The 17,500-nt window shown below is 70.1% G+C and carries 15 protein-coding genes; 5 read left to right on the forward strand and 10 right to left on the reverse strand.

The window, feature by feature from the left end:
- Positions 1–107 precede the first annotated feature (107 nt).
- Both G5C60_RS14500 and G5C60_RS14505 read right to left on the reverse strand, forming a co-directional pair.
- Positions 108–2,159 (reverse strand): serine/threonine-protein kinase, encoded by a 2,052-nt coding sequence (locus tag G5C60_RS14500; protein WP_165258960.1) that lies wholly within the window; start codon positions 2,157–2,159, stop codon positions 108–110.
- 164 nt (positions 2,160–2,323) lie between these two features.
- Positions 2,324–2,713, reverse strand: coding sequence for a VOC family protein (locus tag G5C60_RS14505; RefSeq protein WP_165258963.1), 390 nt, complete (start codon positions 2,711–2,713; stop codon positions 2,324–2,326).
- Between the two features lie 213 nt (positions 2,714–2,926).
- Here G5C60_RS14505 and G5C60_RS14510 point away from each other — a divergent pair, with 213 nt between their 5' ends.
- Genes G5C60_RS14510 through G5C60_RS14520 form a run of 3 tightly spaced genes read left to right on the forward strand, consistent with a single transcriptional unit; the run spans position 2,927 to position 6,104 of the window.
- A complete protein-coding gene (locus G5C60_RS14510; protein WP_338145818.1) occupies positions 2,927–4,000 on the forward strand; it encodes an ABC transporter substrate-binding protein in 1,074 nt (357 codons plus the stop codon).
- 32 nt (positions 4,001–4,032) lie between these two features.
- Positions 4,033–5,034 carry a FecCD family ABC transporter permease gene (locus G5C60_RS14515; RefSeq protein WP_338145819.1) on the forward strand — a complete coding sequence of 334 codons (1,002 nt, stop codon included), beginning with the start codon at positions 4,033–4,035 and terminating at the stop codon, positions 5,032–5,034.
- Entirely contained in the window at positions 5,031–6,104 is a 1,074-nt protein-coding gene (locus G5C60_RS14520) for a FecCD family ABC transporter permease (RefSeq protein WP_338145820.1), read from the forward strand. Before G5C60_RS14515 ends, G5C60_RS14520 begins: the two co-directional genes overlap by 4 nt.
- 132 nt (positions 6,105–6,236) lie before the next feature.
- On the opposite strand, the gene G5C60_RS14525 is transcribed toward G5C60_RS14520, so the two are convergent.
- Positions 6,237–7,277, reverse strand: coding sequence for an NAD(P)-dependent alcohol dehydrogenase (locus G5C60_RS14525; RefSeq protein WP_165258965.1), 1,041 nt, complete (start codon positions 7,275–7,277; stop codon positions 6,237–6,239).
- Positions 7,278–7,449: 172 nt separating this feature from the next.
- Here G5C60_RS14525 and G5C60_RS14530 point away from each other — a divergent pair, with 172 nt between their 5' ends.
- Positions 7,450–8,361: a helix-turn-helix transcriptional regulator gene (locus tag G5C60_RS14530; protein ID WP_165258967.1), complete on the forward strand. Its 912-nt coding sequence runs from the start codon at positions 7,450–7,452 to the stop codon at positions 8,359–8,361.
- 36 nt (positions 8,362–8,397) lie between these two features.
- On the opposite strand, the gene G5C60_RS14535 is transcribed toward G5C60_RS14530, so the two are convergent.
- On the reverse strand, positions 8,398–9,168 hold the full coding sequence (locus tag G5C60_RS14535) for a group II truncated hemoglobin (protein WP_165258969.1): 771 nt from the start codon (positions 9,166–9,168) through the stop codon (positions 8,398–8,400).
- Between the two features lie 146 nt (positions 9,169–9,314).
- Positions 9,315–10,568, reverse strand: coding sequence for a L,D-transpeptidase (locus G5C60_RS14540; protein WP_165258980.1), 1,254 nt, complete (start codon positions 10,566–10,568; stop codon positions 9,315–9,317).
- A 421-nt stretch (positions 10,569–10,989) separates the two neighbouring features.
- On the opposite strand from G5C60_RS14540, the gene G5C60_RS14550 reads away from it, so the two are divergent.
- A complete protein-coding gene (locus tag G5C60_RS14550) occupies positions 10,990–11,343 on the forward strand; it encodes an LPXTG cell wall anchor domain-containing protein (RefSeq protein WP_165258982.1) in 354 nt (117 codons plus the stop codon).
- 165 nt (positions 11,344–11,508) lie between these two features.
- On the opposite strand, the gene G5C60_RS14555 is transcribed toward G5C60_RS14550, so the two are convergent.
- The 5 genes from G5C60_RS14555 to G5C60_RS14575 form a co-directional block, all read right to left on the reverse strand.
- Positions 11,509–13,002: a DEAD/DEAH box helicase gene (locus G5C60_RS14555; RefSeq protein ID WP_241266799.1), complete on the reverse strand. Its 1,494-nt coding sequence runs from the start codon at positions 13,000–13,002 to the stop codon at positions 11,509–11,511.
- A gap of 132 nt (positions 13,003–13,134) precedes the next feature.
- Complete coding sequence (locus tag G5C60_RS14560; protein WP_033323720.1) at positions 13,135–13,338, reverse strand: cold-shock protein; 204 nt, start codon at positions 13,336–13,338, stop codon at positions 13,135–13,137.
- Positions 13,339–13,547: 209 nt separating this feature from the next.
- On the reverse strand, positions 13,548–15,086 hold the full coding sequence (gene hutH, locus G5C60_RS14565) for a histidine ammonia-lyase (protein WP_165259017.1): 1,539 nt from the start codon (positions 15,084–15,086) through the stop codon (positions 13,548–13,550).
- A 127-nt stretch (positions 15,087–15,213) separates the two neighbouring features.
- On the reverse strand, positions 15,214–16,356 hold the full coding sequence (locus G5C60_RS14570) for a GGDEF domain-containing protein (RefSeq protein ID WP_165258992.1): 1,143 nt from the start codon (positions 16,354–16,356) through the stop codon (positions 15,214–15,216).
- A gap of 114 nt (positions 16,357–16,470) precedes the next feature.
- Complete coding sequence (locus G5C60_RS14575) at positions 16,471–17,277, reverse strand: enoyl-CoA hydratase/isomerase family protein (protein ID WP_165258996.1); 807 nt, start codon at positions 17,275–17,277, stop codon at positions 16,471–16,473.
- Between the last annotated feature and the right edge of the window lie 223 nt (positions 17,278–17,500).

A 17,500-nucleotide genomic window follows, 5' to 3' on the forward strand; every position in this document is an offset into this window, starting at 1 on the left:
ACCGCAAGGCCTGAACCGCCTGAACACCTCCTCCCCTTCACCACCATCGCCTGGAACCCCCTGCGCCACCTCGTTGAGGATCACCTGACGCTCAGCCGGGCGGCTTATCAAACGCGCCTGTACGTGAGCCGTTGGCCGTTGGACAGCTCGCGTACGAGTGTGTCGCCCTCGATGCGTACGGTGGAGGAGCCGCCGTAGCGGCAGGGGCCGGAGGACGTGGCCTGGTCGCCTGCGGGCGGGGCGAACCGTACCGGGCTGTCCGCGTTCCCTGTGGAGACCAGGTTCATGTCGGCCTCGCAGTGGTCGCTGCCGCTGTCGGAGACCAGTGCGGCGGCCGGGCTGCCCACGGCCTTCTGCTCGATGGTCATCCGCTGTGTGCCACCGCCCGCCATGGACCGCTGCCAGGTGCCGAGAAGCTCTTCGGGGAGCTTCTCAGGGCCCTCGATCCTGTGCAGTTCGGCGGTACGGCCCGCCGCTTCCCAGCGGAGGGAGTCGCCGGCGGCCCGGGAGAGCACATGCTCGCCGAGGGCCGAGCATGTGTCGGCGGGGACACTGCTGACGACGCTAGTGTCCAGCCGCAGAGACGTATCGCCGCCGGACGGCCTGGCGGCGAGTTTGCCGTCGCTCTTGCACTCGTAGTCCTTGCCGAGGCTGATGCTGGTGGCGACCACCTCGCCCAACTGCCCCGGTGAGATGGCGAACCTGCGGTACTGACCGGTGGGCTTCCCGTCCCGCTCGACCTCGCCCGCCCAGATGCCCACGAACTTCTTGGGCACATCGGACGTCACGCCCGGGTTTGCCTTGTCACCGGAGTCGGATTCCGAGCCCCCGTAGGGCAGTGGCAGTCCGGCGGCCGAAGCTGCGAACGCGGCTCCTGCCACCACGGCGACGGCCACCAGCGCGATCGCGGCCCGCCGGCCCCTGCCTGCGCGACGAGGGGGCGGTGGCGGAGCCGGCTCCGCCACCGGCCTGAGGTCCGGCTTCGGCACGACCTGAGTCCCCCACTCAGACCGTTCCGACTGCTCAGACCACTCAGACCGCTCCGACTGCTCTGATTGCTCCCACCGCTCCGACTGTTCCCACTGCTCTGACTGTTTCCACTGCTCCGACTGCTCCGACGCGGGAGGTTCCGCCCAGGTCACAGGGAAAGCGGCGGGGGACGGTGCGGAGGCCGCCGGTGCCGGTGCCGCCGGTGCGCTCACACGCGGGGGCGTATCCGTGTCGAGCAACTGGACGGCACTGCGCCCCAGTTCGGCGATGATCTGGGCCGGCAGCCACGGTGGCGACGAGGCGCCGGTCGCCACCGGCTGCACCCGTGCGGCCACCTCCTGCGGAGTCGGCCTGGCCGCCGGATCCTTGGCGAGGCAGTCGGCGATCAGTCCCCGCAGCGGCTCCTCGATGCCCGTCAGGTCCGGCTCCTCCTGCGCGATGCGGAACATCACGGCGTGAACGCCGCCGGAACCGCCACCGCCAAACGGCGTCTGCCCGGTCGCCGCGTACGCCAGCACCGCACCCATGCAGAAGACGTCGGCGGCCGGGCCCACCGGCTCGTCCCTGACCTGCTCGGGTGACATGAAGGCGGGCGAGCCGACCAGCATGCCCGAGCTGGTCAGGGTCGAGCCGGGCACCGCGTCCAGCGCCCGCGCGATGCCGAAGTCGATGACCCGGGGGCCGTCGATGGTGATCAGGACGTTGGAGGGCTTGAGGTCCCGGTGGACCAGTCCCGCGCCGTGAATGTCCAGCAGAGCGCAGGCGAGTCCGTAGGCGAGGGTCCGTACGGACAGGGCGGGCAGGGGGCCGTGCCCGCGGGGCGAGACGAGGTGTTCGAGCGAGGGCCCCGCTATGTAGCCGGTGGCCACCCACGGCGTTTCGGCCTCCGTGTCCGCGTCGAGGACCGGCGCCGTCCAGCGGTCGCTCACCCTGCGTGCCGCCTCCACCTCAAGCCGGAAGCGCTGGCGGAACTCGGGTTCAGCGGCCAGCTGCGGCTTGATGAGCTTGACGGCGACCGTGCGGCCGCCCTCCGAGCGCGCCAGACAGACCCGGCCCATGCCGCCGGCGCCGAGGTTTCTGAGCAGCCGGTACCGGCCGATCCTGTCGCCACCTCCACCGGAACCTCCACCGGAGGTGGCATCGAAGTCGCCTGTCGACGGCTTCGTCATCTGGATGTCTCCCCTCGGTCGGCGCTCCGCCCCACTCTCCCCCACTCTCCGCCACGAAGATCACGAGTCGGCTGCATCTGAGCTTCCGTTTGACGTGAAAGGACGCTACCCGCTTTCGAGTTGGCGGTTGCGAGCGTGGGAGGTCGTGCTCGATCGAGGCGTTCCTACGCCGAACCACCGCTTCCATAAGGCCGCGTCAGGATTTCCAGGTTGTGGCCGTTCGGGTCGTCGAAGTAGGTGCCACGGCCGCCGTCGTTGGTGTTGATCTCGTTGGTGTGGCGGTGGTACGGGTCCGCCCAGTACGTCAGACCTGCGGCCTTGACGCGGGCGAAGATCGCGTCGAAGTCGTCCTCCGAGACCAGGAACGCGTAGTGCTGCGGTGTGATGGGGTCGTCGGCGTCCATGTAGTCGAGGGTGACGCCGTTGGGGATCTGGACCGGGATGAACGGGCCGAACGGCGGGCTCACCTCCAGACCCAGGATGTCGGCGAGGAACTGGGCCGAGGCCTTTTTGTCGTGGGCGGCGACGATGGTGTGGTTCAGCTCGACGGTCATCGTGCGGACCTCCTCGGCCAGTCATCCGTGGCATTTCCACGTGACATCTCTACGTGCCATTCCCACGCTAAGCGCCGGTATGGCGGGATGGCAGCCCCGCGGTTCCGGCCACCCGGCACCCCGGGCCACGGTTCCAGCCACCCGGAAACAGAGCCGACACACCCCACGGCTAAGGTAAGGCTTGCCTTAGAGAACAGAGCATCGGAGCACAGCGTGCGCACGTTGGGGTTGAAGGCCGTACTGGCCATGTCGGTCGTCGGCGGTCTGATGGCCGGATGCTCATCGGGCACCGGCACCGGCACCGGCACCGGAAGCGCAAGCGGCGACGGAAGCAACAAAAGCGGGGGCGACCGTAACCCCGTCATCGGAGCCTCCGAAGGCCCCTCCGCCGCGCCCAGCGCGCTGGCCGAGGGGATGGGCACGAAGGCCGCCGAGGGTGAATTCCCGCGTAGCGTCAAGCACTTCAAGGGCACCACGGAGATCGACGCGGCCCCGAAGCGGATCGCCGTGCTCAGCACCGGTCAGCTCGACGACCTGCTCACCCTGGGAGTCGTACCGGCCGCCACGACCCGCGCCGACAACGCCGGTCTCGTACCCGACTACCTGCGCGACGCCTTTCCCCAGGACAAGAAGCAGCTCGCGGAGATGACCGACGCGGGAACCCGGGCCGCGCCCAACCTCGAGACGCTCGCCACCGCCCAGCCCGACCTCATCCTCGCCAACGACTCGCTCGGCGACCTCTACCCCAAGCTGTCGAAGATCGCCCCCACCGTGATCACCGCGGGCAACGGCATCAACTGGAAGCGCGACCTGCTGCTCGTCGGCGACGCCGTCGGCAAGGGCGAGCAGGCCCAGAAGCTCCTCGACACCCACGCCGAGGAGACCGCCGCGGCCGGCGAGAAGCTGAACGCCGAGAACACCTCCGTCTCCATGGTCCGCTTCACGCCCGACCGGACCCGGATGTTCGGCGTCTCCTCCTTCACCGGATCGATCGCCGTCGACATGGGGCTCGGGCGGCCCAAGTCCCAGCAGTTCACGGCGATTTCGCAGGACATCGGGGCGGAGAGCATCGATGTCGCGGACGGGGACTGGATCTTCTACTCCGTACAGGGCGCCGAGGACAAGACCGACGCCGGGAGCGTACTCGCCGGACCGCTGTGGAAGTCGATGAAGGCGGTCGAGGCGGGCCACGACATCAAGGTCGACGACGACCCCTGGTATCTCAACGCGGGCCCCACCGCGGCCCAGTTGGTCGTCGACCAGCTGACCGAGTCGCTCGACAGGTAAGCGACAGGCAAGCGGCAGCGACAGGCAAGCACGTGATCGCACGCGCGACCGTACGTACCGCCTGGCTGGGCGGTGCGCTCCTGCTCGTCCTCGCCACCGTCGCCCTGAGCCTCGCCGTCGGCACCCGTCCGGTGCCGCTGTCCGCCGTGCTCGACGCGCTGCTGCACGGCGGCGGGTCACGGGACGCGCTGGTCGTACGGTCGCTGCGGCTGCCGCGTACCGCCATCGGGCTCAGCGCGGGGGCGGCGCTCGGCCTCGCGGGCGCCGCGTTGCAGGCCGTCAGCCGCAATCCGCTGGCCGATCCCGGGATCCTCGGGCTGAGCCAGGGGGCCGCGGCGGGCGTCGTGTTCGCCATCGCGGGCGGGCTGGCGAACGGCTTCGGCGGATACGTCTGGTACGCCTTCGTGGGCGCCGTCGCCGCCGCCTGCCTGGTGTACGCCATCGCCTCGCGCGGCCGGGGCGGCGCCTCGCCGGTGAAACTGGCGCTCGCCGGTACCGCCTTCTCCGCGATGGTCGCGGGAGCCACCACCGTCGTCCTGACGTCCAGTTCGGCGACGCTCGACCAGTTCCGGTTCTGGCAGGTGGGCGCGCTCAGCGGGCGCGACGCCGGGACGGTCGGGCAGATGCTGCCGTTCCTCGTCGCCGGTGCGCTGCTGGTGCTGGCCTGCGCGCGCGGCCTCGACGCTCTCGCGCTCGGCGACGACACCGCGCGTGCGCTGGGGCACAAGGTCCAGCTCGTACGGGTCTCCGCGGCGCTCGGCGCGACCGTACTGACCGGCGCCGCGGTCGCCGCCGCGGGCCCGATCGCCTTCATCGGCCTCGCGGTACCGCACCTCGCCCGCCGCCTGGTCGCCGCCGGCTACCGCTGGGTGCTGCCCCTGTCCGCGCTGCTCGGCGCGGCCCTGCTCCTCGCGGCGGACGTCGCGGGCCGTGTGGTCCGCGCCCCCGCCGAGGTTCCGGCCGGCGTGATGACGGCGCTGGTGGGAGTGCCGGTACTGATCTTTCTGGTACGCCGGAAAGGGGCGGGTACGTGATCACCGGCGAACCCGAGGCAGCCGCCGCCCCCTGGAGTCCCCGCACCGCGGGCCTACGGCTCTTCCGTCACCGCCGCGTCTCGCTTCTCCTCCACCAACGCTCGGCCATGACGGCAGCCCTGCTCCTGGCCCTCCTCGGCGGAGCCATGACGCTCGCGGTCTGCGCCGGCCAGACGTACGTCTCCCCCGCCGAGGTCTGGCACGTATTGCGCGGCGACCCGAGCCCGTACACGCTCGTGATCTCCGAGCTGCGGCTGCCGCGTGTCGTGCTCGGTGCCCTCGTCGGCGCGGCGCTCGGGCTCGCCGGGGCACTGGTGCAGACGGTCACGCGCAACCCGCTGGCCAGCCCGGACGTGATCGGTGTGGGGCATGGGGCGGCGGCCGCGACCGTACTGGCGCTCGCCACGGGGGTCACGGCCTCGCCGGGCGCGCTGCCCGTCGTGTCGGTCGCGGGCGGGCTCGCCGCGGCGGCGCTCGTGTACGCCGTGGCCTGGCGGCGTGGCATGCAGCCGAGCCGGTTCGTGCTCACCGGCGTCGGCATCGGCGTCGCACTCTCCGCCGTCGTACAGCTCTACCTCACCGAGAGCGAGCTGGCCGCCGCCGAGCAGGTCAAGCTGTGGCTCACCGGCAGCCTGAACGGACGCGGCTGGGAACAGGCGGGCCCCCTCGGCGGCGTCCTGCTGCTCTCCCTTCCCGCCCTGGTGTGGGCGAGCCGGGCGATGCGCCCGCTGGGCCTGGACGACGACACGGCGGCCTCGCTCGGGGTACGGGTCCAGCGGACGCAGCTGGGTCTGACCGTCCTGGGCGTGGTCCTCGCCGCGACGGCCACGGGCGCGGCGGGCCCGATCGGCTTCGTCGCGCTCACCGCACCCCAACTGGCCCGCCGCCTGACCCGCACGCCTCAACTACCGCTGACGAACGCGGCGTTGACAGGAGCAATGATCCTGGTCACAGCCGACCTGACAGCACGCACCGCCGTGCCCCCACTGGAGATCCCGGTAGGGGCCCTGACGGCATTGGTGGGCGGACCGTACCTGCTATGGCTACTAGGACGGGAACGCGCCACTTGAAGGGGCGCCCTGAAAGGGCGCCCCTTCAGGGCGCCCCTGAAGGGGCGCGGGGAACTGCGCGACCAGCCACATCGGACCCGCACCCGAAAAACCACCGAACCCCTACGGAGCCAACCGCACCCCCTGCGGGAGCTAGATCGTCGCGGTGTCGATCACGAACCGATACCGCACATCACTGCTCTGCACCCGCTCGTACGCCTCGTTGATCTCAGCGGCACTGATCAGCTCGATCTCGGCTCCGAAACCGTGCTCCGCGCAGAAGTCGAGCATCTCCTGGGTCTCCTGGATGCCGCCGATGCCGGACCCGGCGAGGGTCTTGCGACCGCCGATCACCGAGAAGAGGTTGAGCGAGACGGGCTCCTCGGGCGCTCCGACGTTCACGAACGCGCCGTCCGTCTTCAGCAGGGCCAGGTACTGGTCCAGGCCCAGCGGGGCGGAGACGGTCGACACGATCAGGTCGAGGGAACCCCGCAGTTCCTCGAAGGTCTTCGGGTCGCTGGTCGCGTAGTAGTGGTCGGCGCCCAGCTTCAGGCCGTCGTCCTTCTTGCGCAGGGACTGCGAGAGGACCGTGACCTCGGCGCCGAGCGCGTGCGCGATCTTGACGCCCATGTGGCCGAGGCCGCCCATGCCGAGGATCGCGACCTTCTTGCCGGGGCCGGCGTTCCAGTGCCTGAGCGGGGAGTACAGGGTGATGCCGGCGCAGAGCAGGGGCGCGGCCACGTCCAGGGAGAGGCCGTCGGGGATGCGGAGGGTGTAGTTCTCGTCGACGACGACGTGGGTGGAGTAGCCGCCGTAGGTGGGCTCGCCGTCCTTGCCGATTCCGTTGTACGTCGGGACGTTGCCCTTGGCGCAGTACTGCTCAAGACCGGCCTTGCAGTTGTCGCACTCGCGGCAGGAGTCGACCATGCAGCCGACGCCCACGCGGTCGCCGACGGAGAACTTGGTCACACCCGGGCCGACCTCGGCGACGACGCCGGCGATCTCGTGGCCGGGGACCATCGGGAAGATCGCCTCGCCCCAGCCCTCCTGGGCCTGGTGGATGTCGGAGTGACAGATGCCGGCGAACTTGATGTCGATCAGGACGTCGAACTCGCCGACGGGGCGGCGCTCGATGGTGGTGCGCTCCAGCGGCGCCTTGGCGGCGGGTGCGGCGTATGCAGCAACAGTGGTCATGCCGTGCTTCTCCTGGTGTGTCGTCCTGCGTCCGGCCTGCCTTCGGGCCGGGCGCGGACACCAGCATGCGCCTCCGCGCGGTGTTTACCCAGGTCACGCTTCTGCCTACGTCCAGTGGTCCTACTACTGACGGGGTCAGGCTCATGGGCGTACGACGGTGAATACTTGAGGCATGGACGAACAGCCCTCTCAGGAGGCCGCCGGGGAGGCGGGTCAGTCGCTGGACCGGCGTGCCGAGCTCAGCGAGTTCCTGCGCACGCGCCGGGCCCGGCTGAAGCCGGAGGACGTGGGGCTGCCCGTCTTCGGCCGGCACCGCCGGGTGCCGGGGCTGCGGCGCGAGGAGCTGGCGCAGCTGGCCGGCGTGTCCGTCGCGTACTACACCCGGCTCGAGCAGGGCAACGGGCGGAACGTATCGGCGGAGGTGCTCGACGCGATCGCGCGCGCCCTGCGCCTGACGGGCGCCGAACACGCGCATCTCACGCATCTCGCGAAGCCGAAGCAGCACAAGAAGAAGCAGTCGGCGCGTCCACAGCACGTGCGGGGCGCCCTGCGGCAGCTCATCGACACCTTCGACACCGTTCCCGCGTATGTCGTGGGCCGCCGCTCCGACATCCTCATCTGGAACCGGATGGCCGCGGCGGTCTTCGGCGACTGGTCGCAGCTGCCGCCGCAGGAGCGGAACTGGGCGCGGATGACGTTCCTGAAGCCGGACTACCGTGAGCTGTTCGTCGAGTGGGAGCAGAAGGCGTCCGACATCGTCAGCTATCTGCGGATGGACGCGGGCTGCCACCCGGACGACCCGCAGCTGTCCGTCCTGGTGGGCGAACTCTCCGTGAAGAGCGAGGAGTTCAGGCGGCTGTGGGCCACCCACGACGTCAAGGAGAAGAGCTATGGCGTCAAGCGGATGCGCCACCCGCTCGTCGGCGACATCGAGCTCTCCTTCGAGACGTTCCGTCTGATCGACGACGAGGAACAGAGCCTGATCACCTACCACGCCGAACCGGGCTCCCCGTCGGCCGAGGCTCTGCGCCTGCTGGCCAGCTGGGGCACGGATGCGACCCGGGCGGGCTCGGCGGTGCCGTAGGCGGTCTTCGTCCGGGGGCGAAAACCCGGCCCGGCCCTACGGCTGGTACGGCGGAGCCGCTCCCCAGGTCCACCTCGGCACCGGCTGCTCCGCCGGGGGCTTCGCGTCAGGGCTGGAGAAGTACACCGCGAGCCGTGTCCCCCACTCCGCGTACGCGACGAAGGCCGAGCGGAACTCGGCGTCGGTCGGGAGGCCCGCCTCGTCCGCCGCGTCCTGGAGGAGATTGACCCAGCGGCGGCGCTGCACCTCCGTGATGCCCTTGCCGAGGTGCTTGGCGACCATGTGGCCGTGGCCGCCCTGCGTCTCGGAGTACGCCTGCGGACCGCCGAAGACCTCGCCGAGCCAGAGTGCGACGTGCGACGCGTGCTCGGGGGCGAGACCGGCGAACACCGGCGCCAGGACCTCGTCCTTGAGCACCTTGTCGTAGAAGACCTCGGTGAGCCGGGCGAAGGCCTCGGCGCCGCCCGCCCAGGCGTACAGCGTCGGCGCGGACGCGCCCGTGCCGCGTACCGTCGTCGGCTTGTAGTGGCGCATCTCCTCGATGGAACCGACGTACGGACGGATCTCGGCCAGGAAGTCGTCGAAGAGTTCCGACTTGCGGAAGCCTTCGATGTGGTCCTCGGTCGACGTCCAGGTGATGCGCAGGACGAAGTGCTCGAAGTCCTCCTCGCAGCGAGCCAGTTCGTAGTCGACGCACTGCGGGGCCTCGGCGAGCCGGCCGGCGGCCCGGGTGTAGGCGGCCAGGAACTCCGCCGACTGCTGCTCGGGGATGCGATACCGGATGTACTCCACGGTGTGGGCAGTCATGACCCCACACAAACACGAACGGCCTGCCGGGACCATGAGGTCCCGGCAGGCCGTCGTCCGTCTATGCCCACCGCGTAAGAACCGGACGCGTCACATCCGCGCCGCGCCGTCTGCGGAGCCGACGGTCAGATCGCCAGAGCCGGCGGTCAGATCGCAGAACCCGACTTCCACTGGGCCCAGTCCATGTTCCAGCCGTTGAGGCCGTTGTCCGGAGTGATGGTCTTGTCGCCGGTGTTCTGGACCACCACGACGTCACCGATCATCGAGTTGTTGTAGAACCAGGCGCCCTCGGTGTTCGGGTCGTTCGCACCCTCGGTGTCGTTCAGACCGACACAGCCGTGGCTGGTGTTGACGTTGCCGAAGACGGAGTCGGCACCCCAGTAGTTGCCGTGGATGAAGGTGCCGGAGGTCGACAGGCGCATGGCGTGCGGCACGTTCTCGATGTCGTACTCGCCCTTGCCGTCGTCGTCGGTGAAGCCGACCGTCGCGCCGTTCATCCGGGTCTCCTTGAACTTCTCGGAGATCACCATCTGGCCCTCGTACGTCTTGTTCTCGGGCGAACCGGCGGAGATCGGAATGGTCTTGATGGTCTTTCCGTCGCGCATGACCTTCATCTGCTTGGTCTTGGCGTCGACGACCGAGACCTGGTTGCGGCCGACCGTGAAGGACACCGTCTTCTGCTGTACGCCGGTGACACCCTCCGCGCCCTCGACGCCGTCCAGGGCCAGCTTGAGGGTGACCTTGGAACCGCTCTTCCAGTACTCGTCGGGGCGGCAGTCCATGCGCTGGGTGCTGAACCAGTGGCAGACGACCTCCTGGCCGCTGCTGGAGGTGACCGTGATCCCCTTCTGCACGGCCTCCTTGTTGGTGATCGCCTTGTCGAAGTTGATCGAGACCGGCATACCGACGCCGACCGTGGCGCCGTCGTCGGGCGTGAAGGTGCCGATGAAGCTGTTGGACGGGGAGACGGTCGTGAACGAGGCGTTCTCGTGGGCGGCGCGGCCCTCGGAGTCCTTGGCGGCGACCGTGAGCTTGTACGTGGTGGACCGCTCCAGCTGAACGCTGGGCTTCCAGCTCTTCTTGTCGGCCGATATCTCGCCCTCGACGGCGTCGCCGGCCGAGGTCTTCATGGTGACGTCGGTGAGCGTGCCCTTGCTCACGGTGACCTTGGCGGCGTTGTTGATGGAGGCGTTGTCGGCGCCGTCCTTCGGTGTGATCTTGATTTCGGCCTCGGAGCTCTTCTCGGCCGCCGCCTCGTCGACCTTGGACTGCGAGGTGCCGTCGCCGCTGTCGGCGCCGTTCTTGCCGTCGTCGCCTCCGCTGCACGCAGAGAGCACCAGCACCCCTCCGAGCAGTGCGGACGCGACCGTCAGGCCCTTGCGCCGCTTACTGTTCGTCATCACACGCTTCTCCATCGTTGCCGAATCCCCAAAACACCAGAGAGTCCCCGTAAGTTCTTCAAACGCTACGACCGGTTCGTCCCGTTCCACATATGAAGCAGGTGTGGGGCACACCACGTCGATACGGCGTCGTACCGCTGGTGAGGGTGTCGGTCAGTGCTTCCCCTGAGACGACAGAACCCCGGGCCCTGGTTGCCTCCCAGGGTCACGATTCCCCCAAGCCGCACGCGAATTCGCCCCCCGAAACCTCACTGACCAGGGCGAACGGATCGATGAGAGCCGCCAGAGCCTCCGCAGTGGCTTCCGTCACTGCGCCTGAGCGTACAGCTCACCGGTACCGTGACTTTCCTGAGACCCGCGACTTTCATTAGCATCAGCCCCTACGGCCAATTCGCCAGCACCGCAAGGGGATCGATATTCCGTGTCCGCCGCACGTCGATCGTTGCTGACCGCCACCGCAGCGGGCGCCCTGCTGGGTGCCCTGTGGTTCGTCCCCTCCGCCAACGCGACGGGGGACAAGGTCGCGGCGGAGGCCAGAGCACAGCAGACGTCGACGATCACGCAGGCCAAGGCCGCATCCTCGAACTCGGCTTCCACCGATGAGACGGCCCAAACCAATCAGACCGCCCAGACCGATCAGACGGAACTGGCCGACACGGGAAGCTTCGACACGACCCCGTACGTGGTCGGCGGCACGCTGTTCCTGGGTCTGGGCGCAGGGTTCGTCGTGTATTCGGTACGGCGGGAGCGGAGCGGGCCTTCCGGGGCGTACTGAGGGCCGGGCGGACTTGGCGAAGCCCGGTACGGAACCGCGCCCCTTAGCGGAACCGCGCCCCTTAGGGGCGCGGGGCTGTGACATCGTGCGGCTCCGCCGCGTGGGCGCGACCAGCCACAGTCGACCCGCAGCCGTCGAACCGCATTCCCAGCGGAGCGCTCAGGCTCAGTTGCGGCCGCGCGTGCGCGCACCGGGTCCGCCTCGCTGCGCCCCACCCCTGCGCGTCCGCGGCCTGGACTTCGCCTTCGGCTGGGCGACCGCGGGCTTCGGGACCTCGACGACCACCGGAACGCCGGACGGCTCCCGGGCGCCGGTGATCCGCGCCAACTCCTCGTCGCTGGACTTGATCCGTACCGTCCGCGGGCTGATCCCCGCGTCCGACATGAGCCGGGTCATCTCACGCTTCTGCTCGGGCAGAACCAGCGTGACCACGCTGCCGGACTCGCCGGCGCGGGCGGTACGGCCGCCGCGGTGGAGGTAGTCCTTGTGGTCGGTCGGCGGGTCGACGTTCACGACGAGGTCGAGGTCGTCGACGTGGATGCCGCGGGCCGCGACGTTGGTGGCGACCAGCGCGGTGACCTGACCGTTCTTGAACTGGTCGAGCGTGCGGTTGCGTTGGGGCTGGGAACGGCCGCCGTGCAGCGCGGAGGCCCGTACGCCGTTGGCCAGCAGCCGCTTGGCGAACCGGTCGGCACCGCGCTTGGTGTCCACGAAGAGGATCACGCGTCCCTCGCGGGCCGCGATGCGCAATGCGACGGCTTTCTTGTCGGTCTCGTCGAGGACGTGCAGCACATGGTGCTCCATCGTCGTCACCGCGCCCGCCGAGGGGTCCACGGAGTGCACGACGGGGTCCGTGAGGAACATCCGTACGAGCTTGTCGATGTTCTTGTCGAGCGTCGCCGAGAACAGCATCCGCTGTCCGCCCGGCTCGACCTGCTTCAGCAGCGCCGTGACCTGCGGCATGAAGCCCATGTCGGCCATCTGGTCGGCCTCGTCGAGAACCGTGATGGCCACCCGGTCGAGGGTGCAGTCGCCGCGGTCTATGAGGTCCTTGAGCCGGCCGGGCGTGGCGACGAGCACCTCGGCGCCGCGGCGCAGCGCGCCCGCCTGCCGGGAGATCGACATTCCGCCGACCACGGTGGCGAGCCGCAGGTTCACGGCTGTGGCGTACGGCGTGAGTGCGTCGGTGACCTGCTGCGCGAGCTCGCGCGTGGGCACCAGGACCAGCGCGAGCGGCGCCTTGGGCTCACAGCGGCGGCCGGCCGTGCGGGCGAGCAGCGCGAGGCCGAAGGCGAGCGTCTTGCCGGAACCGGTCCGGCCGCGGCCCAGAATGTCGCGCCCGGCAAGGGAGTTGGGCAGCGTCGCGCCCTGGATCGGGAAAGGCTCGATGACGCCCTGAGCCGCCAGGGTCTTCGTCAGCGCGGGCGGCATGTCCAGCGCGTCGAAGGACTCGACGGCGGGCAGCGCGGGCGTGACGGAAACCGGCAGCGTGAACTCCCGCGGCGCGGTGGCGGGCGGCGACGGTTTCTTGCGTACGGTCCTGGCGCCGCCGTTCGCGGCAGCGGGAGCCCCGCCGCGAGCGCCACGGGAACCGCGAGCACCTCGAGAATTCGCCGGCCGTTTACCGGCGGGTCGTTCAGGGCGATCGGATCGAGTCATGCTGATGATGAATTCCTTCCTCGGCCGCACGAACTGAGTGACGCACGGACCACTGGACGCGCGGACGGCACGAGCCGGGGCCCGCACCCGAAGGTGCGGACCCCGGCTCGCTTTTGAGCGTGTCCCTGAAAATTAGGCGGGGACGATGTTCTCCGCCTGCGGGCCCTTCTGACCCTGCGTGACGTCGAAGGAGACCTTCTGGCCCTCCTGCAGCTCACGGAAGCCCGAGGTGGCGATGTTGGAGTAGTGGGCGAACACGTCCGGGCCGCCACCCTCCTGCTCGATGAAGCCGAAGCCCTTTTCCGAGTTGAACCACTTCACGGTGCCAGTTGCCATGTGTCATTTCTCCTGATAGGCGGGCCCCATCCGGAAATGACCGGAAAAACAAAACGCGCCTGAGGACGTTTCCTTTCAGGCGCACAAAGTTAATGGGTACCAAAAACGTAACTAGAAGAACCCTAGCACACATCCCGGCGGGAGTGCCGCCGCGCCTTCGACGGCCGGACGGCGGCACTCCCACCCACACCCATATGCCCCCGCGACCGCTACTCCAGCGGTCCCGTCACCGGCTCCACCGCCGCGACCAGGTGCCCCCCGCGTACGAAGGCGTCGGCGGCCTCCAGGTCGGGCGCGAGGAAGCGATCGGGGCCCGGTCCCTGGACGCCCGCGGCGCGGACCGCGTCGATGACCGCACGGGAGGCGGGGGCCGGGGTAAGGCCCTCGCGGAGCTCGATGGCGCGGGTGGCGGCGTACAGCTCGATGGCGACGATCCGGGTGAGGCTGTCGACGGCCGTACGGAGCTTGCGCGCGGCGGACCAGCCCATCGACACGTGGTCCTCCTGCATCGCGGAGGACGGGATCGAGTCGGCCGAGGCCGGGACGGCGAGCCGCTTCATCTCGCTCACCAGGGCGGCCTGCGTGTACTGGGCGATCATCAGCCCGCTGTCCACGCCCGCGTCGTCCGCGAGGAAGGGCGGCAGCCCGTGCGAGCGGTTCTTGTCGAGGAGCCGGTCGGTGCGGCGCTCGGCGATGGAACCGAGGTCGGCGGCCGCTATCGCCAGAAAGTCCAGTACGTACGCGACCGGGGCGCCATGGAAGTTGCCGTTCGACTCCACGCGGCCGTCGGGCAGGACGACGGGGTTGTCGACGGCGGAGGCGAGCTCGCGGTCGGCGACGAGGCGGGCGTGGGCGAGCGTGTCCCGTCCCGCGCCCGCGACCTGGGGCGCACAGCGCACGGAGTAGGCGTCCTGGACGCGCGGGGCGTCGCCCTGGTGGTGACCGGTGAGGCCCGAACCCTTCAGGACGGCGAGCATGTTGGCGGCACTGGCGCCCTGCCCGGGGTGCGGGCGGATGGCGTGCAGCTCGGGCGCGAGGACCCTGTCGGTCCCGAGCAGGGCTTCGAGGGAGAGGGCGGCGGTGATGTCGGCGGACTTGTAGAGGGTGGCGAGGTCGTCCAGGGCCATGATCAGCATGCCAAGCATGCCGTCGGTGCCGTTGAGAAGGGCGAGGCCTTCCTTCTCGCGCAGTTCGACGGGCTCGATGCCGTGCGCGGCGAGCAGTTCCCCGGCGGGCCGTACGACGCCGTCCGGGCCCTCCGCCTCCCCCTCGCCCATCAGGGTCAGGGCGCAGTGGCTGAGCGGCGCCAGGTCGCCGGAACAGCCGAGTGATCCGTACTCGTGCACGACCGGGGTGATGCCGGCGTTCAGGATGTCGGCCATGGTCTGCGCGACGGCCGGGCGCACCCCGGTCCGCCCCGAGCAGACGGTCTTGAGCCGCAGGAACATCAGGGCGCGGACGACTTCCCGCTCGACGTGCGGCCCCATCCCGGCGGCATGCGACCGAACGATGTTGCGCTGCAGCTGGGCACGCAGCTCCGGGCTGATGTGCCGGGTCGCCAGTGCCCCGAACCCGGTGGAAACCCCGTACACGGGCTCCGGCTTGGCCGCCAGCGCGTCCACGATCTCGCGGGCGGCGGCGAGCGCCGCCACGGCGTCGTCGGATAGTTCGACCCGCGCCCCGCCACGCGCCACGGCGAGCACGTCGGCCGCGGTGACACCGGTCGTCCCCACCACCACAGTATGCATATCCATATTCAGGAGCGTACGCAGTGAATGTTGCCGTGTCACTAGCGGGGGGCCGGTTGACCCCTTACTCCTTACTCCTTACGGGCGGGCCGGTACGGGGTTCGGGGCGGAGCCCCGAAGACGTGTGTCAGAGGCGTCCGCGGAAGCGGCGGCGTTCCGCTGCCGCGGGCGGCGGCGTGTCGGCGAGGCGGACGACCGGGTCGTCGGGGCCCTCGCGGCCGGCGACGACGGGCTTGGGGGCGCGGGCGGCCTTGGCCCGGTACTGGGCCGCGTCCGCGAGACGGAAGATGCGGCGGGCCGAGCGGACGGGCCCGATGGGGTCCCCGGTGGACGCGACACCGCACGCGACGCCCTCACCGAGCTCCAGCTCGGCGGCCCGGCGGCACAGTTCATCGGCGACGCGCACGATCTCGTCGGCGGCCGGACCCACGGCCAGCAGGCAGAACTCGTCGCCTCCGAGGCGGGCGGCGAGCGTGCCGGGGAGCATCGCGCCGCACAGGGAGAGGACCGAGCCGAACCGCTCCAGGAGCCGGTCGCCGACGGCATGCCCCCGGGTGTCGTTGACGCGTTTCAATCCGTTGATGTCGCAGATCATGAGACTGACGACCACGCACTCGGCACGGTGACGCTCGATGGCCTCCTCCAGGCGTACGTCCACGGCGCGGCGGTTCGCGAGGCCGGTCAGCGAGTCGGTGAAGGCGAGACGGCGGGCCTCCTCCAGGCGTTCGGTCTGGGCGATCCCCGCGGCGACGACAGAGGCGAGGACGGTCGCGAAGTCGGCGTCGGCGCGCTCGAAGACCGGCGCTCCCGCCCGGCGGGCCACATACAGCTCACCCCAGGCCCTGCCGTGCAGCACTATCGGCGCGACGACACAGCAGCCGCGCCCGCGCCGGCGCAGCGCGGCGACCCTCTGATGGCAGTACTCGGCGCGCCCTCCGGCCGGCCCCTCGGCCGTCTCCACCCAGGCGTTGGGCCCGCCACCGGCCGCCCACCGCTCGTGCAGGAACTCCGTGATCTCCGGGAACTGGTGCACGGGATACGCCTCGTCGTCGGGGTACTCCTCCTCGTCCGCCGCCCGCTCCCCCACGTTCACGAGCACCCGCAGCTGGCCGAGTTCCCGCTCCCACACGGACAGCGCGGCGAAACTCCCGGCCAGCGCATGGCAGGCTCCCGCCGCGGCCGCCCGCCACGACTCCCGCGGGGTGTGCGCGGCGGCCATACCCTGCGCCAACGTCACCACGGCCCTCAGCCGCACATCGTCACCGCCCATCACTCCAGGTTAAGTATGTTTGCGGTGGTTTGTGACGTTAGGGCGCCGAACAGGGGGTCGGGGTCGGGGGATCCCGGATCCCCTTGAGGGCTCTCTACATCTCCCACATCCCCGCTACTCGCCCGGCCACTCCGGCTCACGCTTCTCGTTGAACGCCGCGACGCCCTCCGCCCGGTCCCCCGAGAAGGCAACCGAGCGCCATGCCGAGTCCTCGACCTCCAGGCCCGTACGAAGGTCGAGGCCGTGCCCGAGGCGAAGGGCGCGTTTGGCGGCACGCAGGCCGACGGGCGAGTGCGCGGCGATGCGCCCGCCCAGCGCGAGCGCCTCCTCGCGATCGTGTCCCTCCTCCACTAGCTCGTCCACGAGCCCCAGCTCCCGTGCCTCGGCGGCCTCCACCCGTCGCGCCGAGAAGATCAGCTCGGCCGCGCGGGACGCCCCGACCCGGCGCGGCAGCATCTGCGTACCGCCCCCGCCGGGGATCACGCCGACGGACACCTCGGGCAGCCCCACCACGGCCGTACGGTCCGCCACGATCAGATCGCACGACAGCGCGAGCTCGAAGCCGCCGCCCAGCGCGAACCCGTGCACGGCCGCGATGGTGGGCATCGGCAACTCCAGTACGCCGGTGTACGCGGCCCGCGCGACCGGACGCTGGCGGACCAGGTCGGCGTCCGTGAACGAGTTCCGCTCCTTCAGGTCGGCGCCGACGCAGAAGGCCCGCTCATGGGTCGAGGTCAGCACGACCACGCGTACGTCCCGGTCGGCGGCCAGCGCGTCACAGGCGGCGGCGATCGACCGGGCCATCTCCGTGGACACGGCGTTCATGGCCTTGGGCCGGTCGAGAACGAGCTCCGCGACGTAGGCGTGCCGGCGCACGACGACGTACTCCCCATAGCGCTGCTCTGGGCTCCGCTCGGCCATGACGCTCTCCTTGTTAACGACGGTTAACTTCCGTTGGGCCGATCATCTCAGTGGGGGCCCTCCAGGGAAAGGGCGGTGGGGTCGGAATGGACAGTGCAGGTCGTGCGTGGCTGGTCGCGCAGTTCCCCGCGCCCCTATGGGGCGCGCCTTACAGGGCGCGTGCAGCGCCGAACTTGGTCACCTCGTTCGAGTGACACCCCGCCCCAACCCCCCTGTCTCTTAT

This window comes from Streptomyces scabichelini (assembly GCF_011045015.1).
Lineage (GTDB): Bacteria > Actinomycetota > Actinomycetes > Streptomycetales > Streptomycetaceae > Streptomyces > Streptomyces scabichelini.